The 21,742-nt window shown below is 67.4% G+C and carries 19 protein-coding genes; 18 read left to right on the forward strand and 1 reads right to left on the reverse strand.

Annotation, left to right across the window (positions count from 1 at the left end; translation table 11 throughout):
* Positions 1 to 151 precede the first annotated feature (151 nt).
* The 9 genes from aspA to B7P44_RS23605 all read left to right on the forward strand — a co-directional run bounded on the left by aspA (position 152) and on the right by B7P44_RS23605 (position 10,935).
* Positions 152 to 1,558 carry an aspartate ammonia-lyase gene (aspA, locus tag B7P44_RS23565; RefSeq protein ID WP_084908386.1) on the forward strand — a complete coding sequence of 469 codons (1,407 nt, stop codon included), beginning with the start codon at positions 152 to 154 and terminating at the stop codon, positions 1,556 to 1,558.
* Between the two features lie 81 nt (positions 1,559 to 1,639).
* Positions 1,640 to 3,133 (forward strand): amino acid permease, encoded by a 1,494-nt coding sequence (locus B7P44_RS23570; protein WP_084908387.1) that lies wholly within the window; start codon positions 1,640 to 1,642, stop codon positions 3,131 to 3,133.
* Between the two features lie 524 nt (positions 3,134 to 3,657).
* A complete protein-coding gene (locus tag B7P44_RS23575) occupies positions 3,658 to 6,060 on the forward strand; it encodes an ATP-binding protein (RefSeq protein ID WP_084908388.1) in 2,403 nt (800 codons plus the stop codon).
* Positions 6,057 to 6,800, forward strand: a complete 744-nt coding sequence (locus B7P44_RS23580; RefSeq protein ID WP_407924038.1) for a methyl-accepting chemotaxis protein — start codon at positions 6,057 to 6,059, stop codon at positions 6,798 to 6,800. The genes B7P44_RS23575 and B7P44_RS23580 overlap by 4 nt, the downstream gene beginning before the upstream one ends.
* On the forward strand, positions 6,797 to 7,360 hold the full coding sequence (locus B7P44_RS23585; protein ID WP_084908389.1) for a hypothetical protein: 564 nt from the start codon (positions 6,797 to 6,799) through the stop codon (positions 7,358 to 7,360). The genes B7P44_RS23580 and B7P44_RS23585 overlap by 4 nt, the downstream gene beginning before the upstream one ends.
* A 39-nt stretch (positions 7,361 to 7,399) precedes the next feature.
* Positions 7,400 to 8,359 carry a chemotaxis protein CheX gene (locus B7P44_RS23590; RefSeq protein ID WP_084908390.1) on the forward strand — a complete coding sequence of 320 codons (960 nt, stop codon included), beginning with the start codon at positions 7,400 to 7,402 and terminating at the stop codon, positions 8,357 to 8,359.
* A 39-nt stretch (positions 8,360 to 8,398) separates the two neighbouring features.
* Positions 8,399 to 8,764, forward strand: a complete 366-nt coding sequence (locus tag B7P44_RS23595) for a response regulator (protein ID WP_059490894.1) — start codon at positions 8,399 to 8,401, stop codon at positions 8,762 to 8,764.
* A 179-nt stretch (positions 8,765 to 8,943) separates the two neighbouring features.
* Positions 8,944 to 10,044, forward strand: a complete 1,101-nt coding sequence (locus B7P44_RS23600; RefSeq protein WP_167389821.1) for an alginate lyase family protein — start codon at positions 8,944 to 8,946, stop codon at positions 10,042 to 10,044.
* Between the two features lie 96 nt (positions 10,045 to 10,140).
* Complete coding sequence (locus tag B7P44_RS23605; RefSeq protein ID WP_084908392.1) at positions 10,141 to 10,935, forward strand: enoyl-CoA hydratase; 795 nt, start codon at positions 10,141 to 10,143, stop codon at positions 10,933 to 10,935.
* Positions 10,936 to 10,960: 25 nt separating this feature from the next.
* On the opposite strand, the gene alr is transcribed toward B7P44_RS23605, so the two are convergent.
* Entirely contained in the window at positions 10,961 to 12,094 is a 1,134-nt protein-coding gene (gene alr, locus B7P44_RS23610) for an alanine racemase (protein ID WP_084908393.1), read from the reverse strand.
* 298 nt (positions 12,095 to 12,392) lie between these two features.
* Here alr and B7P44_RS23615 point away from each other — a divergent pair, with 298 nt between their 5' ends.
* The 9 genes from B7P44_RS23615 (at position 12,393) to B7P44_RS23655 (ending at position 21,649) form a co-directional block, all read left to right on the forward strand.
* Positions 12,393 to 12,764, forward strand: a complete 372-nt coding sequence (locus B7P44_RS23615) for an MAPEG family protein (protein WP_084908394.1) — start codon at positions 12,393 to 12,395, stop codon at positions 12,762 to 12,764.
* Positions 12,765 to 13,047: 283 nt separating this feature from the next.
* Positions 13,048 to 13,800 (forward strand): glutamine ABC transporter substrate-binding protein GlnH, encoded by a 753-nt coding sequence (gene glnH, locus B7P44_RS23620; protein ID WP_084908395.1) that lies wholly within the window; start codon positions 13,048 to 13,050, stop codon positions 13,798 to 13,800.
* Positions 13,801 to 13,815: 15 nt separating this feature from the next.
* Positions 13,816 to 14,523 (forward strand): glutamine ABC transporter permease GlnP, encoded by a 708-nt coding sequence (glnP, locus tag B7P44_RS23625; protein ID WP_231716822.1) that lies wholly within the window; start codon positions 13,816 to 13,818, stop codon positions 14,521 to 14,523.
* Positions 14,520 to 15,248, forward strand: a complete 729-nt coding sequence (gene glnQ, locus B7P44_RS23630) for a glutamine ABC transporter ATP-binding protein GlnQ (protein ID WP_084908397.1) — start codon at positions 14,520 to 14,522, stop codon at positions 15,246 to 15,248. Before glnP ends, glnQ begins: the two co-directional genes overlap by 4 nt.
* A gap of 20 nt (positions 15,249 to 15,268) precedes the next feature.
* Positions 15,269 to 16,318 carry a C45 family autoproteolytic acyltransferase/hydrolase gene (locus B7P44_RS23635; protein WP_084908398.1) on the forward strand — a complete coding sequence of 350 codons (1,050 nt, stop codon included), beginning with the start codon at positions 15,269 to 15,271 and terminating at the stop codon, positions 16,316 to 16,318.
* Positions 16,319 to 16,333: 15 nt separating this feature from the next.
* Positions 16,334 to 17,668, forward strand: coding sequence for an aspartate aminotransferase family protein (locus B7P44_RS23640; protein ID WP_084908399.1), 1,335 nt, complete (start codon positions 16,334 to 16,336; stop codon positions 17,666 to 17,668).
* A 23-nt stretch (positions 17,669 to 17,691) separates the two neighbouring features.
* On the forward strand, positions 17,692 to 18,246 hold the full coding sequence (locus B7P44_RS23645; RefSeq protein WP_084909994.1) for a carboxymuconolactone decarboxylase family protein: 555 nt from the start codon (positions 17,692 to 17,694) through the stop codon (positions 18,244 to 18,246).
* A gap of 143 nt (positions 18,247 to 18,389) precedes the next feature.
* The gene (locus B7P44_RS23650) at positions 18,390 to 19,157 is read left to right on the forward strand and encodes a hypothetical protein (protein ID WP_084908400.1); all 768 of its coding nucleotides are present in this window, start codon (positions 18,390 to 18,392) and stop codon (positions 19,155 to 19,157) included.
* Positions 19,158 to 19,540: 383 nt separating this feature from the next.
* Complete coding sequence (locus B7P44_RS23655; RefSeq protein ID WP_084908401.1) at positions 19,541 to 21,649, forward strand: type 1 glutamine amidotransferase family protein; 2,109 nt, start codon at positions 19,541 to 19,543, stop codon at positions 21,647 to 21,649.
* The last annotated feature ends 93 nt before the right edge of the window (positions 21,650 to 21,742 follow it).

A 21,742-nucleotide genomic window follows, 5' to 3' on the forward strand; every position in this document is an offset into this window, starting at 1 on the left:
GCGTCGCGCGTTGCTTGTTTGGCTCGGCCAAACGGCGCTCCTTGCTCCTTGCACGCGCCCAAAGGAAGTCCCCTTGGGGGACGGCCGGCAAGGCACGTTCGCAAGCCCGTTATTAGCGTGAACAGACCCTAAACCAATCTGGAGAGACACGATGGCAGGCATCGACTTCCGCGTCGAAACCGATCTTTTAGGTAAACGAAATATTCCGGCGGACGCCTACTACGGCGTCCATACGCTCCGCGCGAAAGAGAACTTCGACATTTCCGGCCGCAGCATCGCGTCGTTCCCTTACCTGATCATCGCGCTGGCGGCCGTGAAGGAAGCGGCGGCCGACGCCAACTGCGAGCTCGGGCTGCTGCCGCAGGCGTACCGCGACGCGATCGCCGCGGCGTGCGTCGAGATCCGCGAAGGCCATCTGCACGACCAGTTCGTCGTCGACATCATCCAGGGCGGCGCGGGCACGTCGACCAACATGAATGCGAACGAGGTGATCTGCAACCGGGCGCTGGAAATCATGGGGCACGCGCGCGGCGAGTATGAGTATCTGCATCCGAACGAGCACGTCAATCTCGCGCAGAGCACGAACGACGTCTATCCGACCGCGCTGCGGATCGCGACGTGCTTCGCGATCGAGCATCTGCTCGAGGCGATGGTGCACCTGCGCGACGCGTTCGACGAAAGGGCCGAGGCATTCGCCGGTCTCCTGAAGCTCGGCCGCACGCAATTGCAGGACGCCGTGCCGATGACGCTCGGCCAGGAGTTCTCCACGTACGCGGTGATGCTGACGGAGGACATCGCGCGCCTGCAGGAGGCGAGTGCGCTGATTCGCGAGATCAATCTCGGCGCGACGGCGATCGGCACCGGAATCACCGCGCATCCGGACTATGCGGGCAAGGCGCTCGCGGCGCTGCGGCGCATCACCGGCGTCGACCTGAGCACCGCGCCGAACCTCATCGAGGCGACGCAGGATTGCGGCGCGTTCGTGCAGATTTCCGGCGTGCTCAAGCGGATCGCGGTCAAGCTGTCGAAGACCTGCAACGACCTGCGGCTGCTGTCGAGCGGGCCGCGCGCCGGGTTCGGCGAAATCAATCTGCCGCCGATGCAGGCCGGCTCGTCGATCATGCCCGGCAAGGTGAACCCGGTCATTCCGGAGGTCGTCAACCAGGTGGCGTTCGAAGTGTTCGGCAACGACCTGACGGTGACCTTCGCCGCCGAAGCCGGCCAGCTCCAGCTCAACGCATTCGAGCCGGTGATCGCGAGCGCGCTGTTCCGCAGCTTCGGCCACCTGACGGCAGCCTGCATGACGCTCGCCGACAAGTGCGTGAAGGGCATCACCGCGAACCCCGAGCGGCTGCGCGACACGATGGAGCGCTCGGTGGCGCTCGCAACCGCGCTCAATCCGTACCTCGGCTACAAGCGCGCGACGTCCGTGGCCGCCGAGGCGCACGCGAGCGGCAAGACGATCCGGGAAGTCGTGCTCGACCGCCAGCTGATGACCGAGGCGCAGCTCGACGAGGCACTGCGGCCCGACGCGCTGATCCAGCCGCGCGTCTACTGAACGCGGCGACGCCGGCGCCGCAGCCGCCAGCCCGGCGAATGCGCCCCATCCATTCAATTCCAACCACATCGGAGACACATCATGAAACACGCCAGCGAGCGCCCGGCCGACACGGCCGGCGGCGCCGCGTCCCGTCATGCCGACCGGGATGCGCTGTTCGCATCGCACGAAGCCGGCTATGCGAAGCAACTGAAGCCCAGACACGTGCAGATGATCGCGATGGGCGGCGCGATCGGGACCGGGCTGTTCCTCGGCGCCGGCGGCCGCCTGCAGCATGCGGGGCCCGCGCTGGCGGTCGTCTATCTCGTCTGCGGAATCTTTGCATTCCTGATCATGCGCGCGCTCGGCGAGCTCGTGATGCATCGCCCGACCAGCGGCAGCTTCGTGTCCTACGCGCGGGAATTCATGGGCGAGCGGGCGTCGTTCGTCGCGGGCTGGATGTACTACCTGAACTGGGCGACCACCGGCATCGTCGACATCACGGCGGTCGCGATCTACATGAAGTACTGGGCGGTGTTCTCGGACGTGCCGCAATGGGTGTTCGCGCTCGGCGCGCTCGCGATCGTGTCGACGGTGAACATGATCGGCGTGAAGATGTTCGGCGAGATGGAGTTCTGGTTCTCGATCGTCAAGGTCGGCGCGCTGGGCGTGTTCCTGCTGGTCGGGAGCCTGTTCCTGGCCAGCGGCCGGCCGGTAGACGGACACCTGCCGGGCCTCCATCTGATCGCCGACAGCGGCGGGATCTTTCCGCACGGGCTCCTGCCGGCGGTGCTGATCGTGCAGGGCGTCGTGTTCGCGTACGCGAGCATCGAGCTCGTCGGGGTCGCGGCGGGCGAGACCGCCGATGCGCGCACGGTGCTGCCGAAGGCGATCAACAGCGTGATGTGGCGCATCGCGCTGTTCTACGTGGGCTCGGTCGTGCTGCTGGTCACGCTGTTGCCGTGGACTGCCTACAGCGCGCACGAAAGCCCGTTCGTGACCTTCTTCGGCAAGCTCGGGGTGCCTTACGTCGGCACCGTGATGAACGTCGTGGTGCTTACGGCCGCGATGTCGAGCCTGAACTCCGGGCTCTATTCGATGGGGCGCGTGCTGCGCGCGATGGCGATGGGCGGGTCCGCGCCGCGGTTCGTATCCAGGATGAGCGCGCGCGGCGTGCCCTACGGCGGCATCCTGTTCACGGTCGCGATCAACGCGATCGGCGTGCCGCTGAACTACATCGTGCCGGCGCAGGCGTTCGAGATCGTGCTGAACATGGCGTCGCTCGGCATCATCGCGACGTGGGGCTTCATCGTGATGTGCCAGATCCTGTTCCGGCGCAAGGTCCGGCGCGGCGAACTGAGCAACGTCCCGTTCCGGATGCCCGGCGCGCCGTTCACGTCCTGGCTCACGCTGGCGTTCCTGCTCGCGGTGCTGGTCCTGATGGCGTTCGACTATCCGGGCGGCACCTGGACCGTCGCGATGATTCCGGTCGTCGCGCTCGCGCTGACGGTCGGCTGGCATCTGGCGAAGCGCGGTTCGGCGCGCGAGGCGGCGGCGCTGCATCGATCCGTCGTCGATCGGGCGAATCAGGCCTGATTTCGCAAGGAGAGGGGAGCGGGCAGTCTGCAGAGGACTGCCGACGCGTGGCTGGTCCAGCTCGCGTGCTCCCCCGCGTCGGCGTCGAGATCGCCGTGCGCGGCAGAGGATATTCTCGATTCGGTTAAATGATTAAAAAAACAATCTGGCGGCAGGCTTATTCCATGCCATGATTTGCTCATTGAATTAAATGGCGATCATTCGCAAACGTTTTACTGATCGTCATGAATATCTCGCCATGCAATCTCGCGACCGGTAATTAGCGTCGCGCGACAGGCAGGCGCAAAGCCTTGCTGGATGGCGATCTCCGCAGGTCTGGAGCAGGCGCAACCGTGCGTTAACGGCAAATAACCAGAGAACTTTAGGATTTTCGTCCGGAAACTGGTTATTTCAATTCTCGCGCAAATCGATTCGCGCACAGTCATCCGACGGTCATAACCCATCCTCGATAATCCGGCGCTCGGCCATTCATTCAACAGAACGCACAAGCGTTTGAAGCCGGATCGCTACGGGGAGCTGTACACATGACCATTCGTCATCGCATCACGTTGCTTGTCGTCCTGACCTTTCTCGCGTTGTCGGCGATCGGCGCCTATGCCGTCTACCAGACGCGCAAGAGCGCGTCCGAAGTCCGGCAGGTGACGCAGGGCATCGTGCCGAGCGCGCTCGCGTCCGCGGACGTCGTGTCCGACGTGAAGAACATCCAGATCGCGACGATGACGCTGATCTACGCGCCGGACGCCAACACCGCCGCGCAGGCGCGCGACGAGCTGAAGGCGAAGGAGGCCGCGCTGCGCGCGGCGCTCGACGTGCAGGCGAAGTCGGCCGCGAGTCATGCGCAGGAAGGCCTCGTCGCGCAGGCGAAGGACAGCGCGACCAACTATTTCGCGGCGATCGACGACACCGTGAAGATGAAGACCGACGGCAAGGCCGAGATGGCGCAGGCCTACCTGTTCGCGAACGTCGCGCAGTATCGCGACGAGCTCGAAGGCATCGTCGAGACGCTGCGCGTCGAGAAGAACCGCCAGAAGGACGACGCGATCAGCGCGCTGAACGGGATGCTGGCGACCACGGCCACCGCGATCGCGGGCGTGGCCGGCACGGTGATCGTGCTGCTGACCGCGCTCGGCTTCGTGCTGTATCGCCAGATCACGCGCCCGCTCAGCCGGATGCAGACGATGATGAGCGAGATCGCGACGAGCCAGGATTTCACGCGCCGCGTGCCGGTCGGCCGGATGGACGAGATCGGCCACTCGATCGTCGCGTTCAACGGGATGATCGAGAAGATCCAGGAGAACGCCGCGCAGCTCAAGCAGAAGACCGCCGACATCCAGGCGATGCTGCAGAACATGCAGCAGGGCATCCTGACCGTCGTCGACGGCGGCGTCGTGCATGCCGAATACTCGGCCTACCTCGAGACGATCTTCGAGTCGAAGGACATCGCGGGCCGCGACCTGATGGCGCTCGTGTTCGACGCTTCGAACCTCGGCTCGGACGCGCGCTCGCAGGTCGAGGCGGCCGTGCATGCGTGCCTCGGCGAGGACAGCATGAACTTCGAGTTCAACGAGCACCTGCTCGTCAACGAGGTCGCGAAGCGGATGCCGGACGGCCGCGAGAAGTGGCTCGACCTGAGCTGGTCGGCGATCACCGACGAGACCGACACGATCGTGCGCCTGATGCTGTGCGTGCGCGACGTGACCGAGCTGCGCGAGCTGACCGCGCAGGCCGGCGAGCAGCAGCGCCGCCTGGAGATGATCGGCGAGATCCTGTCGATCAGCCAGGACAAGTTCCACCAGTTCGTGAACAGCGCGAAGGGCTTTCTCAGCGAGAACGAACGGATGATTCGCCAGCACGAGCGCGCGGACCACTCGATCGTCGCGGCGCTGTTCCGCAACATGCATACGATCAAGGGCAACGCGCGCACGTACAGCCTGCAGCACCTGACCAACATCGTGCACGAGGCGGAGCAGGCCTACGACACGCTGCGCCGCGCGGACGCGGGCCCCGAGTGGAACCGCGATGCGCTGATGGACGATCTCGCGCGGGTGCGCGATGCGGTCGAGCACTACGCGACGATCAACGAAGTGACGCTCGGCCGCAGCGGCGAGCCGGCGCAGCGCGCGAGCGAGCACTACCTGATGGTCGAGCGCGCGCATATCAGCGAGAGCCTGCGCGTGCTCGACGGCGTCGATCCGGCGAACGCCGCCGACTGGCGCGCCGTGCGCGATGCGGTGCGCCGCATGCTGAGCCTGCTCGGCACCGAGAGCGTCGGCGACGCGCTCGGCGGCGTGCTGGAGTCGCTGCCGTCGCTGGCGACGGAACTCGGCAAGGCGTCGCCCGTCGTGCGGATCCACAGCAACGGCTATCGCCTGCGCAGCGAGATCGGCGGCACGCTGAAGAACGTGTTCATGCACCTGCTGCGCAACGCGGTCGACCACGGCATCGAGTCGTCCGACGAGCGTCGCGCTGCGGCCAAGCCGGCGGCCGGCACGATCGACATCGCGGTCGACGTCGATAGCGGGATGCTGCAGTTCACGCTGAGCGACGACGGCCGCGGCCTCGCGCTCGACCGGATTCGCGGCATCGCGCGCGAGCGCGGCTGGTTCGATGCGGACAGCGAGCGCACGCTCGGCGATGAAGCGGTGGCCGAGCTGATTTTCCGGCCGGGGTTCTCGACGGCGCGCGAAGTGACCGAGGTGTCGGGGCGCGGCGTCGGCATGGACGCGGTGCGCAGCTTCCTGAAGCGCGAGGGCGGCGATATCGCGCTGCGCTTCGCCGACGACCGGCGCGGGGCCGCCTATCGCGCGTTCCGCACGATCGTGTCGCTGCCGGCCGCGTTCGCGGTGGAGGGCGCCGGCGCGGGTGCCGGTGGTGCGATGGCGGACCACGCGCGCGCCGGTCTCGCGGACGCCAACGCGACGGAGTGATCGTGCAGGCATTGACGCATATCGGCGCCGGGCTGGCGGGCGCCATCGTCGCCGCGATCATCGCGGCGGTCGTGTTCCGTGTGCATCGCGCGCGGCTCGTCGCGCGGCTGGCCGCCGACGCGAACGCGTTGCGGAACGCGCTCGCGCAAGCCGAGGCGCGCGCCGACGAGGCTGCGCAAGCGCACGCGGCGCAGGCCGACGCATGGGCGCAGAAGGAAGCCGAACTGGCCGACGCGCTCGCGCGGCAGACGGCCGACGCGGACGCGCAGCGCGACGCGCGGCAGGCGGTGTCGGCGGAGCGGGACGCGCTGTCGCAACACGCGGTGAAGATCGCGCACGAGGCCGCGCGCCTGCGCGGGCTCGCCGGCACGTTCGAGCGCTGGCACGAGCAGATGATCTCGCTGACCGCGCAGAACCAGGACATGCGCGCGAAGAACCTGGAGCTGTCCGCGATCGTCGCGCACGTGTCGATCGTGTCGCTGAACGCGTCGATCGAGGCGGCGCGCGCCGGCACGGCCGGCCGCGGGTTCTCGATCGTCGCGAGCGAGGTGCGCGGGCTCGCCGCGCGCTCGCAGGAGCTGTCGAACAGCTATCGCGACAGCCTGAACCGCAACGACCTCGTGACCGCGGCGACGTTCCAGGACATCCAAGCGGGCGGCAAGATGATCACCGCCGCGCTCGCGAGCGTCGAGACGCTTGCGGGGCAACTGCATGCGCGGCTGGAAGGAGCGGCGGCGTGATCGGCGCGCAGGCGAAGACGAGCTTCGAGCGGATTTTCTTCGACGCGGCGCGCACGCGGCTCGCGTCCGGCGGCGGCGCGTGCGACATCGCGCCGGCGGCGGGCGAGCCGCCGCGCGAGCGCCGGGCGCGATCGAAGCCCGCCGCGCAGGTCGCGGTGCTGACGATTTCGGCGCTGCATTTCCGCCTGCTGCTCGCGCTGCGCTTCAGCGACGACGACGCGACGCGGCGCTATTACGCCGGCGGCACGGAGGCGGGCGGTGCGCAGCCGTCGCTGCAGGAGGCGTTCATGGAAGTCGCGAACCTCTGCTGCGGCGCGATGAACCAGGCGCTGACCGTCCATTTCCCGGATCTCGGCATGTCGACGCCTTATCTGCTGAGCGACGCGAGCATCGAGTATTTCACCGCGCTGGCGCCCGATCATGTCGTCGCGTTCGACGTGACGCTCGGCGACGGCGTGCGGATCCGCGCGACGCTGTGCATCTGCGCGAATGCGCCGGTCGATTTCCATGCGCCGGAGACGGCCGCGGTGGATACCGGCGGCGAGCTCGAACTGTTTTGACCGGATCGCTCCGGAACCCGAACCCAAGGAATCCGCGCCATGACCGAAGGCAAACCCGTCAGCAAGGTGCTCGTGCTCGACGACAGCCGCACGCACGCCGACGCGATCAAGCGCTTCTGCGACGACCACAACCTGATCGGCCTGACGGTGCGCCGCAACCGGCTGCTGAAGGTGCTGCGCTCGAACATCGATCTCGGCGCGATCCTGCTCGCCGAGGATTACGGCGGCTCGTCGGCCGAGAGCGCGATCGTCGCGACGCAGATCGACGCGCTGCGCCCCGAGCTGCCGATCATCCTGCGCCGCGACGCGCAGGCGTCGCGCGACGGCCTGCCGGACGCGCTCGCGCGCGTCGCGTGCGCGACCTACGTCGCCGACGACATGACGCCGCTGCGGCGCGTGATCGACGAATACATCTTCAGCCTCGACTACCCGAACGCGCTCGTGCGCGGCATCTCGGAGATCACCGAGGCGCGGCTAGACAGCGTGTTTCCCGGCATGACGATCAGCCGCGACACGCCGTGCATCGTGCGCGACCGGATCATCTTCGGCGAGGTGTTCAGCCTGATCGCGCTCGAAAGCGCGTGGTGCCGCGGCTACATGCTGCTGCAGACGAGCGAGCAGCCGTTGCTCGAGATGCTCGGCGGCGTGCGCGCCGATGGCCGCGCGCCGGATTTCCGCGACGTGAACGGCGTGCTCGGCGAGCTCACCAATCTCGTGTGGGGTGCGTTCAAGAACCGCTACCTCGGCGATGCGGAAGCGCTCGCGCGCCATCCGGTGCAGGTGCCGCTGATCGTCAATCACAAGCAGAAGTTCATCTCGTTCGGCGGCGATTGTCCGCAACTCTGCTTCAAGTACCGGATGACCGATCCGGCGTCGGGGCAGGAAGTCTGCATCGACCAGCGCTTCGTGTTCAGCCTGAGCTGGTCGCCGGAGGATTTCCGTGAGGTGGTGCAGGACGTCGGGCCGATGGTCGAGTCCGGCGAACTCGAATTGTTTTGAAGTGTTCAGACAAGTTCAGCAAGAAAAGGGGAATGACGCATGGCAAAGATTCTGGTGGTTGACGATTCGGGCACGGTGCGCGACGAAGTCGCGGGCTTCCTGCGCAATCACGGGCTGGACGTCGCGACGGCGGTCGACGGCAAGGACGGGCTCGCGAAGCTGAAGGCGACGCCCGGCGTCCGGCTCGTGATCAGCGACGTCAACATGCCGAACATGGACGGCCTGACGATGGTCGAGAAGATTCGCGGCGAGCTCGGCAACGCGGCGGTCAACGTCGTGATGCTGACGACCGAAAGCAGCCCGGCGATGAAGGAGCGCGGCAAGGCGGCCGGCGTGAAGGGCTGGATCGTGAAGCCGTTCAAGGGCGATGCGGTGGTCGAGGCGCTGAAGAAGCTGGCGGGGTAAGGGGCCGCTCGCGCGCAAGCTCTCCACTCGCCTGTCAACCATTGTGATCGCTCGCTCGTTGCTCTGGATACCACGGCGCGACCTGATCGAACGTGTCAGGCGGATGTGGCGCGGCCACGACTTTCATGTTCCTGACATCGCGAGGTTCGCGCCTCGTCGATCATCGGAGTACGAAAGATATGTTGAAAAGCCGCGCCATCACCCGTTTCGTCTCGGCGTCGATTGTCGTCGCGATGGCGGGTTGCTCAGCCGCAGCACAAAAGGCGCCCGCGCATCCGCGGGTTGCCGCGCAGACGGCGCCGTCGGGCACGCACCAGACGTGGCCGCCGAACGAGCAGGTCGCCCGGCTGCGCGCTGTTCCGGCGCAGTGGGCGCAATTGCGGACCGCATGCGAGAACAACCTGGATTATGTGCCGCGGCCGGTCGCCGATTTCGCGCCGCCGCCCCACTATGGCGATCCGAAAGGAGAGGCCCGGATCGCGGGTTCGCTCGCGGCGGACGGCAACGTGGCCTATCAGCAGGGGCTTTGCTACGTGCTGAGCGGCGATGTCCGATATGCGCGCGCCGGCGAACGGATTCTTGACGCCTGGGCGACGGGCGTGCGCCAGATTGCCCCGGGGCAGGGAACGGCCGACTTCAACTTCTCGTTTCCCCGATACACCCTTGCGGCTGCGATGCTGCATCGGGACAGCGCGTGGGACGATACGGCGTTCAGGACCTTTCTGCTTCGGCAGGTGCTGCCGCGTTCGGTGTCGGCCCGGCCCAACAACTTCGGCAACTGGGGCGTATTTCTTGAGGCGGGCAGCGCGCTGTACCTGAACGATCATGCGCTGATGCAGCGTGCGGCGAATCGATGGCGCGCACTGATGGCGTCGCAGGTCGCTCCGGACGGATCGCTGCCCGAGGAAACCTGCCGCAGCGACACGACCGATTGGTGCGGCGGCCCGGACAAGGGCATCCGGGGGATCGCCTACACCCACTACACGTTGCTGCCGACCACGCTCGCCGCGGAAATTTTCCGAGCTGCGGGCATCGACGTGTATGCCGAGGCAGGCGGCCGCACATTGGCCGAAGCGTATGCGCGTGCGGCCGCGTGGACTTTGCATCCCGAAACGTTCCCGTACTACGCGAGCAATGGCGGCCGTCTGCAGGGCGTGCGGACGGCTGCGTATTTCCAGGTGTTGCAGCACCGGGTACCGTGTCCGGATGGCGCCGAAGTGATCAGCCAGGGGCAGCTGTCGATGGATGGCTACGAACTACATCTGCTGTACGGGACGTGATGTCGCGGTGCGCGGGATCGGACGCGCATGCAGTGCCCGGTTGGACTATATTGGGGCATCGCCGGACGACGTCCAGCTTCCATTTGGCGGGCCATCATGGAATCCAACCACGCGACAGCCGAACCCATCCTGCAGCGCGAAGCCCGCGACGGCGTCGTCACGCTGCGCCTGAACCGCCCGCAGCAATTCAACGCATTGTCCGAAGCGATGCTCGCGAGCCTGCATGACGCATTCGGATCGCTCGCGGCCGATCCGCACGTGCGCTGCGTGATCCTCGCCGCCGCAGGCAAGGCGTTTTGCGCGGGCCACGACCTGCGCGAGATGCGCGGCAAGCCCGACCTCGACTATTACCGTGCGCTGTTCGCGCAGTGCAGCCGCGTGATGCTCGCGATGCGCGCATTGCCGGTGCCGGTGATCGCGCGCGTGCAAGGCATCGCGACGGCTGCGGGCTGCCAGCTCGTCGCCGCGTGCGATCTCGCGATCGCGGCCGATACCGCGCGCTTCGCGGTGTCCGGCATCAACGTCGGCCTGTTCTGCTCGACGCCCGCCGTCGCGCTGAGCCGCAGCGTCGCGGCGAAGCGCGCGTTCGACATGCTCGTCACCGGGCGTTTCGTCGACGCGGCGACGGCCGCCGCCTGGGGCCTCGTCAACGAAGCGGTGCCGGAAGACGCGCTCGACGCAGCCGTCGCGCGCAAGGTCGCGGAGATCGTTGCAAAGAGTCCGGCCGCCGTGCGCTACGGCAAGGCGATGTTCTACCGGCAGCGCGAGATGACGCTCGACGACGCCTACGCGTATGCGGGCGACGTGATGGCGCGCAACATGATGGAGGAGGATGCGGGCGAAGGCATCGACGCGTTCCTGGAGAAGCGGCCGCCGCGCTGGCGGACCTGACGCGCGGCGACGCCTCGCGCCGGATTTAGCGCCCGTAGCTGCCGGTGCGCAGCGGTTCGTCCTGCGTTGCCGACGTGCCGGACGTGCCCAGCGGCTCGACCACGACCGGCACGCGGGGCGTGACCGCGCACATCAGCTCGTAGCCGATCGTGCCGCTCGCCTCGGCGACGTCGTCGACCTTCACCTGGTCGCCCCACAGCTCGACGTGCGAACCGATGCCCGCGTTCGGGCACGGCGTGAGGTCGACGGTGAGCATGTCCATCGACACGCGGCCGACGACGCGCGTGCGCACGCCGTCCACCGCGATCGGCGTGCCGGTCGGCGCGTGGCGCGGATAGCCGTCCGCATAGCCGCACGCGACGACGCCGATGCGCATCGGCTGGTCGGCCGTGAAGCGGCGGCCGTAGCCGACGGTTTCCTGCGGCGCGAGCGTCTGCACGCCGATGATCCGGCTCGTCAGCGTCATCGACGCCATCAGCGGCGTGTCGGCGATGTGCCGCGCCGCGCCGGTCGGCGACGCGCCGTACAGGATCGTGCCGGGGCGCACCCAGTCGCGATGCGCACGCGGATGCCACAGCACCGCGGCCGAGTTCGACACCGAGCGCTCGCCCGGCATGCCGGCCGTCGCCGCGTCGAACTGCTCGAGCTGCCAGTCGATCTCGCCTTCGTCGGCGATCGCGAAGTGCGTCATCAGCGTGATCGCGCCGATCGACGGCGCGCCGGCCGCGCGCTCCCACGCGGCGCGGAACGCGGCGGGCCGGTAGCCGAGCCGGTTCATGCCGGAATTCATCTTCAGGTGGATGTCGATCGGCCGCTGCGGCTTCGCGGCGATCAGCAGGTCGAGCTGCGCGTCGCAGTGAACGGCGACCGTCAGCCGGTGGCGCTCGACCAGCTCGACGTCGGCCGGATCGAAAATTCCTTCGAGCAGCAACACCGGCTTGTCCCAGCCGAGCGCGCGCACGCGCACCGCTTCGTCGAGGTCGAGCAGCGCGATGCCGTCCGCCGCCGCGAGGCCCGGATAGATCCGCTCGATGCCGTGGCCGTATGCGTTGGCCTTGACGACCGCCCACACGCGCGATTGCGCGGCGGTGCGGCGAATGAACGCGAGGTTGTGGCGAACGGCGTCGGGACGGACGTGGGCGACGATGGGGCGGGGCATGGCGTGGGCTCGGATCGGTGGTCGGTCGGCACGCGGCGGCGCAATGCACGCCGCGCGGGTCGGCTGGCTCGGCGCGAATCGGCGCCGAGCCAGCAACGAGCGCTATGTTATTGGGGATTGACCAGTTTGAATTAATGTTTTTGGCGGAGATTTGGTGGATATTCCGGCGCGCGTGGCCGGCTGCCGCACGGCCGAGCGTCCCGTCTAGAAAACCGGTGCGCGGTCGCGGCGGCGCAATGCTAAGCTCTCGGCGATCTTGTCATTGAATAATGTAATCATAAACACGGAGGAGGCTTTGATGACGACGTCCCAGCTGTGCCTGTTCATCGTGGCGGTGCTGCCGTTCCCGCTGACGATTCTCGCGAAGGCGAAGAAGGGCTACGACAACCACGCGCCGCGCGAGTACCTCGCGAAGCTCGAAGGCTGGCGCGCCCGCGCGGCGGCCGCGCACCACAACGCATGGGAGGCGCTCGCGCTGTTCACGGCCGGCCTCGTCATCGCGTGGCAATCCGGCGCCAATGTGCATCGCGTCGACCAGCTCGCGATCGCGTTCGTCGTGATCCGCGTCGTCTACTCGCTGCTCTACCTGCTGAACTGGGCCGCGCTGCGCTCGCTCACCTGGTTTGCCGGCATGGCCTGCGTCGTCGGGCTGTTCTTCGCCGCACCATAACCGCACGCCGCCCGGTCGACCGGGCGGCCGTTCGCAACACGCGTTTCATCACGCCGCCGTGCCTTCGGGCACGGCGGCGTTTTCATTTGCGCCCCGGTTCCGACGCAGGGTTTTTCTCGATGCATTGACCTGTTGCGGATTTTTTTGTTGTCGTAGTATCGCCATTGACAACACATGTTGCACTAAGGTCTAATTCGACATCGCATGTTGCGGTGCGGCCTGCTGTCGTCGCTTCGCCCGGCCGGGGTGCCGGGCCCATCGCCAATCAATGCGGAGAAATGCCATGAGTCGCCGTTCCTTCCTGAAAACCGCCGTGGTCGTCGCCATGCTCGGCGCGAGCGTCGCGCATGCCGATACGAAAACGCTCGTGGTCGGCACCGACACGTCGTTCATGCCGTTCGAGTTCAAGCAGGGCGACAAGTACGTCGGCTTCGATCTCGACCTGTGGGCGGAGATCGCGAAGGACCAGGGCTGGAAGTACACGATCCAGCCGATGGATTTCGCGGGCCTGATCCCGGCGCTGCAGACGCAGAACATCGACGTCGCGCTGTCGGGGATGACGATCAAGGAGGAACGGAAGAAGGCGATCGACTTCTCCGCGCCGTACTACGACAGCGGCCTCGCCGCGATGGTGCAGACCGGCAACACGACGATCAAGTCGATCGACGACCTGAACGGCAAGGTGATCGCCGCGAAGACGGGCACCGCGACGATCGACTGGATCAAGGCGCACCTGAAGCCGAAGGAGATCCGCCAGTTCCCGAACATCGACCAGGCATACCTCGCGCTCGAGGCCGGCCGCGTCGACGCGGCGATGCACGACACGCCGAACGTGCTGTTCTTCGTGAACAACGAAGGCAAGGGCAAGGTGAAGGTCGCGGGCCAGCCGGTCAGCGGCGACAAGTACGGGATCGGCTTCCCGAAGGGCAGCCCGCTCGTCGCGAAGGTCAACGAGGAGCTCGTGAAGATCAAGGCCGACGGCCGCTACGCGCAGATCTACAAGAAGTGGTTCGGCGCCGAGCCGCCGAAGATGTGAGCGTGACGGTGCATCGTGGCGCGGCCGTCCGGCCGCGCCGGTCTTGAATCGAACGGGGAGCGGCAAGTGAATTTCGATTGGTCAGCGATCTGGACGGCGCTGCCGGACCTGATGGACGGGGTCCGGCTGACGGTGTTCATCGCGTTGTTCGGGTTATTGGGCGGCTTCGTCGTGGGCATGATCGCAGGCATGTTCCGCGCATACGGGCCGAAGGCAATGAACGTGCTCGCGCAGGTCTACATCGAGCTGATCCGCGGCACGCCGATCGTCGTGCAGGTGATGTTCCTGTATTTCGCGCTGCCGCTGCTCGCGCACATCCGCATCGACGGGCTGACGGCCGCGATCATCGCGATCACCGTGAATTCCGGCGCGTATCTCGCGGAAGTGGTGCGCGGCGCGCTGCTGTCGATTCCGAAGGGATTGACGGAAGCGGGGCTCGCGATGGGGCTGTCGATGCCGCGCGTGCTGCTGAAGGTGGTCGGGCCGCTCGCGTTCCGGCGGCTGATTCCGCCGCTCGGCAACCAGTGCATCGTGAGCCTGAAGGACACGTCGCTGTTCATCGTGATCGGCGTCGGCGAGCTGACGCGCAAGGGGCAGGAAATCATCGCGGGCAACTTCCAGGCGGTCGAGATCTGGACCGCGGTGGCGGCGATCTACCTGATTCTGACCGGCGTCATGACGATGACGCTTCGGCTGATCGAAAAGAGGATGCGCATACTATGAGCATGGTCGAATTCCAGAACGTGTCGAAGAGCTTCGGCCACGTGCCGGTGCTGAAGCATATCGACCTGAAGATCGACGCGGGCGAGGTCGTGGTCGTGATCGGCCCGTCGGGCTCGGGCAAGTCGACGATGCTGCGCTGTATCAACGCGCTCGAGAAAATCACGTCCGGCGAGCTGCTCGTCGACGGCCAGAGCGTGCGCGGCAACGCGACGACGATCCGCAACATCCGGCTCGAGGCCGGCATGGTGTTCCAGCAGTTCAACCTGTTTCCGCAGATGACCGCGCTCGAGAACGTGATGTTCGGGCCGATGCAGGTGCGCGGCGCATCGCGCGCCGACGCGCGCGACCAGGCGATGGCGCTGCTCGACAAGGTCGGCCTCGAATCGCGCGCGAATCATTACCCGTCCGAGCTGTCGGGCGGCCAGCAGCAGCGCGTCGCGATCGCACGCGCGCTCGCAATCCGGCCGAGGCTGATGCTGTTCGACGAGCCGACGTCCGCGCTCGATCCGGAGTTGCGCCACGAAGTGCTGAAAGTGATGCAGGATCTCGCGACGGAAGGGATGACGATGATCGTCGTCACGCACGAGATCGGCTTCGCGAAGCGGGTCGGCACGCGGCTGCTGTTCATGGATCAGGGCGGCATCGCCGAGGACGGCCACCCGGCCGACCTGATCGACCGGCCGCCGACGCCGCGCCTGAAGGAATTCCTGAAACACGTGTCCTGAGCACGACCCTAACGTTCGACATGCAGCTTTCCCTATCCCCCGTCATCGCCGGCGCGCCGTTCGACATCGGCGTGCGTCTCGGCGAACTCGCGCGGCCGGTGTTCGACGCGTACATGCAGCAGAGCGGTGCGTGGCAGGCGGTCAGCCGCTGGCGCGGCCATCCGTTCGTGCACGCGCTGCGGCAGGCGGCGCTCGCCGCGTATCCCGATCTCGTCGCGGAGCTCGACGGGATGGCGGCCGGCCTCGGCTGGCCGGCGGAAGACGTCTTTCTGTGGAATTGCCGCGGCGAGCTGATCCACAACGCGCCGGACGGCTGCACGACGCTCGCCGCGCGCGGCGCAAACGGCGCGCGCTGGATCGCGCACAACGAGGACGGCGACCCGTTCCTGCGCGAGCGCTGCCTGCTCGTCGACGTGCGGCCCGACGGCAAGCCGGGTTTCATCAGCTTCTATTACCCGGGCTCGTTGCCGGGCCATACGTTCGCGGCGAATCGCGCGGGCGTCGTGCAGGCGATCAACAATCTGCGCATCAAGACGCCGGCCGCCGGCGTGCCGCGGATGATCCTCGCGCGCGCGGTGCTCGACGCGACGTCGCTCGACGCGGCCGTCGACGTGCTGCGCAGGCCTGCGCGGGCGAGCGGCTTTCATCACACGCTCGGCGCGACCGACGACGCTCGGCTCCTGAGCATCGAGGCGAGCGTCGCGCGCTGCTCGGTCGTCGACGTCGCGCGGCTGTCGGGGCACGCGAACCACCTGGTGCATGCGGGCTGCGAAGCGGAAGCGCAGATCGTCACGCAGTCGTCGGCGGACCGCCAGCGGCGCGTCGACGCGCTGACGCCCGGCATCGATGCGATCGACGAAGCCGCGCTGCTGCGCGTGCTCGGCGATCGCGCGCCCGACGGCCTGCCGATCTACCGCGACGACCCGGCCGATCCCGACGACGAGAACACGCTTGCGACCGCGGTGTTCGCGATCGGCGCAGCGGGCATCGACATGACCGTCCATCAACACGGCACGCAGCGTTTCGCGACGCGCATCGTGCCGGACAGGCGCGCGACAGACGCGTCCTGAACCAAGAGGCAAGCCATGACAACCGTTTTCCATCGCGCGCCGCGCGTGACACTCCCGGTCGCCGTCGCCGGCGACGGCATCGAGATCATCGACTCGACCGGCAAGCGCTACATCGACGCATGCGGCGGCGCGGCCGTGTCGTGCCTCGGGCACAGCAACCAGCGCGTGATCGACGCGATCAAGCGCCAGGCGCAGCAACTGCCGTACGCGCACACGTCGTTCTTCACCACGGAAGTCGCCGAGGAACTGGCCGACCGGCTCGTCGACGCCGCGCCGGCGGGGCTCAACCATGTGTATTTCGTGTCGGGCGGCTCCGAGGCGATCGAGGCGGCGCTCAAGCTCGCGCGCCAGTACTTCGTCGAGAAGGGCGAGCCGCAGCGGCGTCACTTCATCGCGCGCCGGCAGAGCTATCACGGCAACACGCTCGGCGCGCTCGCGATCGGCGGCAACGCATGGCGGCGCGAGCCGTTCCTGCCGATCCTGATCGAAGCCCATCACGTGAGCCCGTGCTACGCGTATCGCGAGCAGCGCGCGGACGAAACCGAAGAGGCGTTCGCGCAGCGTCTCGCGGACGAACTCGAACAGACGATCCTCGAACTCGGCCCGGAAAGCGTTGCCGCATTCGTCGCGGAGACGGTGGTCGGCGCGACGGCGGGTGCGGTGCCGCCGGTGCGCACGTACCTGAAGAAGATTCGCGCGGTGTGCGACAAGTACGGCGTGCTGCTGATCCTCGACGAGATCATGTCGGGGATGGGGCGCACCGGCTACCTGTTCGCGTGCGAGGAAGACGGCGTCGCGCCGGACCTGCTGACGATCGCGAAGGGCCTCGGCGCGGGCTATCAGCCGATCGGCGCGACGCTCGTCAGCGACGAGATCTACCGGACGATCGTCGGCGGGTCGGGCTTCTTCCAGCACGGCCACACGTATATCGGCCATGCGACCGCCTGCGCGGCGGCGCTCGAAGTGCAGCGCGTGATCGCGGAAGAGCACCTGCTCGACAACGTGAAGGCGCGCGGCGAACAATTGCGCGCGTTGTTGCGCGAGCGTTATGCGCAGCATCCCTGTATCGGCGACGTGCGCGGGCGCGGGCTGTTCGTCGGCGTCGAATTCGTGCGCGACCGCGCGAGCAAGGCGGCGTTCGATCCGGCGCTGAAGCTGAACGCGGTGATCAAGCGCGAGGCGATGCAGCGCGGTTTGATGGTGTATCCGATGGGCGGTACGATCGACGGACGCCAGGGCGACCACGTGCTGCTCGCGCCGCCGTTCATCTGCACCGCGCAGCAGATCGACACGATCGTCGAGCGCCTGGCGGGCGCGATCGACGCGGCAATCGCGGCGGTCGGCGCATGACGGATTCAGCGAACGGACACCCGATGACTACGAGACTTCCCCCATTCGACCCCGCATCCGCGACGGATGCGCAGAAGGCGGTGCTGGCCGAGATTCTCAGCGGGCCGCGCGGCAACCTGAACGGCCCGTTCCTCGGCTGGATCGCGAGCCCCGAGCTCGCGCAGCATGCGCAGCGCCTCGGCGCGTTCTGCCGGTATCGCACCGGCTTGCCGCTGCGCCTGTCGGAGCTCGCGATCCTCGTCACCGCCGCGCGCTGGCGCTCGCAGGCGGAATGGCACATTCATCATCCGATCGCGCTCGAAGCCGGCGTGCCGGCCGCGACCGCCGAGGCGATCCGGGACGGCGTCGAGCCGGCGTTCGAGTCGGACGACGATGCGCTGGTCTACGCGTTCGCGAACGAACTGTACGATGCGCGGCGCGTCAGCGACGCGACGTTCGCCCGCGCGGAGGAGCGCTTCGGCCACGAGGTGGTCGTCAATCTCGTGGCGCTGCTCGGCTATTACGCGCTCGTCGCGATGACGCTCAACACGTTCGGCATGCGCGCGGAAGGCCAGACGGAACTGCCGTTTCCGGAGTAAGCGGCGCGATATCCGGCGCCGACCCCATGAGCGCGAAGCGTGGGGTCGGCATCAATGCAACCAAATGTATTCGTCGGATATGACGCGCCGGCGGTCGTTTATCATCGATCGTTCACTTCGATTGAACGACCGGTGAACGAAGTATGACGAATACCCGTAAGAAAGTGATGATCGCCGGGGGGCTGCTGGTGGCCGCGACAAGCGTGTCGTACCTGATGCTCCTGAGGGCGGACCACCGCGCGATTGAGGACGCCGGCTTCGGCGAAGCCGTACCAGCGCAAGTGACCGGATCCCGATCGGGCGACGATCACGCGGCGCAGGGCAGCATCGGGCAGCCGGCGTCCGCCGCCGCAACCGCGACGCATGCCGACGCGGCGCCGCAACAGCCGCCGCCTGTCGCCGTGAGCGCGGTGCCGCCGCCACCGTCGGCACCCGTGAGCCTGGTGCCGAAACAGTCAACTGAGCAACCGCCCGCACGCGTGAGCGCGACGCTCACACCCGGCTCGGCAGTCCCGAGCGTCAGCGAGAAACCGCAACCTCCGGTCGAGCCGAGCGAGCCGCCGTCCGCCGCTGTCGCGTCGGTCGATGCGCAGAAGCCGTCCGCTTCGACCGCGAATCCGGCGCAACACGCGTCGCGTCAGCACGACAGCCTGGAGCGTCACGCCGCGACGAATCCGGCCAAGACCGCCGAGACGGCCGAAACCGCCGCGCTGGTCAGGGAGTCGGCCAAGCTCGATCCTTCGTTGCCGCCGCCGCAACTTCCGGTCGGCGCGGGCGCAGGCGCGGATCGGCACGGCTCGTCCGCCGGTTCGAACGCCGTCGCCGCTGCGATGACCGAGCAACTCGTCAGGCAATCGAGCAGTTTCAAGTCGTCGTCCCCCCCAAAGGACAATGCGGTTGCTACCCAGTGATCCGGGCGACGCCTGTCGCTCGAATCGCATTCGTTGCGCACGCATCGAGTCGCACGTATCAGCGACGATGCAAATTCCCACGCCCGCCCGTCACTGAAACGTTACCGGCGCATGCGGCGCGCCGTGCCACGCGAGGCTGCCCCCGGCAATCGCGCGATTCCATCTCATTCGTGAAACGTTTTTCGGCGCTTTCCCCGCGATGACCGCCGCGCTGCAGCGTGAGGCGCCGTACCGATCATGCGGCCACGCATCTGGCACGGCCCTTGCGGCGACTGACATCTCACGCGCATGGCTGGCACTCGCATCCGGCAATCTCGTCGCCGGCCGCCATGCGCCGGGTGACGGGAGAACCGGGAGGCGCAATGAAGGGGAATGCAACGAGGATGCTGCCACGTCGCCGTTTTCTGGCGCGCAGCGCGGCGCTGGCGCTGGGCAGCCGATTGCCGGCATGGTCGAAGGTGCTGCTGGTGACGCCGGCCGCGTTGAGCGCCGGCGCGCGCGACGCGCACGCCGCGGGCGGCTTCGGCGACTGGAGCCAGCACGCGCGCGCGGCCGACGCGTCGTTCGGTGCGGGGCCGGATGATCCGACGCTGCAGGCGATCATTTCAGGGCTGGCCGCGCAGAACGTGAGCGTCGTGGAAACCGACACCGTGCTGTCCAACTGGATGAACGACGCCGACTTCAGTTCGGCGATGGCGGATGCCGCCCATTTCAACCAGATGGTTCACGCGGCCGGCCTGAAGGTGGTCTGGTATTACCCGTCGCTGGAGGTGATCAGCGTGGGCGGCGCGAACGGCCCGTCGATGTACAAGACGCACCCGGACTGGGTGCAGGTCGGCCTGAACGGTCAGCCGAACGTGTTCACCGGCAGTCTCGTGTTCTGGGTCGACCCCAACGACGAGAGTGCGTGGATGAGCCCCAACGGGCCGTGGCGCCAGGCGTACCTCGATCGCATCAAGCTGCTGGCGCAGACCGGCGCCGACGGGATCTGGCCCGACGTGCCGATCTACTTCAACGGCGTGGTGGACTGGAGCGACGCGTCGAGCTGGGGCAAGGCGGCGTTCAAGGCGGATACCGGCCTCGACCTGCCCGTCGCGGCGGACTGGAACGATCCGTATTTCCGGCGCTGGGTCGAATGGCGGCATCGCAACCTGAGCAAGTTCCAGCTCGACATCGCCGCCGCCGCGCGCTCGGTCAATCCCGCGATCCAGCTGTTCGTCGAGACGGTGACCTGCGATTACCACGATGCCACGCTGATCGGCCTGGACGGCGCGTACCTGCGCGCGGCCGACGGCATCACGCAGGTCTGGGAAATCGACGTCCTGAGCAACAGCGATGCGATGCGCTATGCGCAGGAGAACGACTGGATCTGCCTGATCTCGATGTGCAAGTACGCGCGCGCCGCGAGCGCCGGCAAGCCGGCGTGGTCGTTCAGTTACGGCAAGCAGGAGGACGATGCCGTACAGGTGATGGCGGAGGTGCTCGCGGCGGGCTGCAGTCCGTTCGAAGTGCAGGTGCCCGGCAAGACCGTCGGCGTCGGCGCCGCGATGCGCACGCGCATGTATGCGTTCGCGCAGGCGAACAGCGCGCGGCTGTTCGACGCGGCGCCGCTCGCGAACGTCGCGCTCTATCATTCCAGCGCGAGCCGCGATTACGTGAACCCCTCGATCGGCAACGGGCTGTATTGCACGACGGCCCAGCCGGGCAGCGCGTCGGACTGGTGGAGCACGACGGACACGGACAGCTGCTACCAGCAGCAATGGCTCGGCGAGTACCGGGGCATGGTCAAGGCGCTCGTGCACGCGCATGTGCCGTTTTCCGTCGTGACGAGCCCGGCTTTCGGCGCGGCCGATCTGACGGGGATCAACGCGTTGCTGCTGCCCGACCTGGAGGCCGTGTCGGACAACGAGGCGGCGCTGATCCGGCAGTTCGTCAACGGCGGCGGCACGATCGTCGTCACCGGCCCGAACCCGACCGGGCTCAACGAGTTCGGCGACGCGCGCGCGGACTTCGCGCTGGCCGACGTGCTCGGATTTCACAAGGGTGGGGCATTGCCGGCCAGTGCCCAGGCGGCGTTCGGCGCCGGCCGCATGGTCTATTTCTCGGATCTTCCCGGCAAGCAATACCTGCTGAACGGCTTGCAGGCCGATTCCGGCAGGATCGTCGGGGCGCTGGCCGGCGCTGCCGTGCCGGTCGTGACGACGGACGCCGATCGCCGGGTTCATGTGGAGGCGAACCAGCTCGGCAGCGAAATGCTGCTGCATTTCACGAACTTCATGTTCACCGCGTCGGGGACGTTTCAGGTGCAGGCGACGACCTTCAACGTGTCCGCGACGCCGCCGGCCGGCAAGCGCGTCACGGCCGTCAACGTCAGTTCGCCGGATAACGGCGACGCTTCGCTGCAGCCCGTGCCGTTCAGCGCGAACGGCAATGCGGTCACGTTCGCGTTGAGCCTCAGGCAGTATTCGCTCGTCGTGCTGAGTCTCCAGTAGCGGCCCGCGCCCGCGGCGGGCGGAACACAAAAAAAGGACCCCGCACGCCGACCAGGGCATGCGGGGCCAAGAGAGACAACCTGGGTAATGCGT

The organism is Burkholderia ubonensis subsp. mesacidophila, assembly GCF_002097715.1.
Lineage (GTDB): Bacteria > Pseudomonadota > Gammaproteobacteria > Burkholderiales > Burkholderiaceae > Burkholderia > Burkholderia mesacidophila.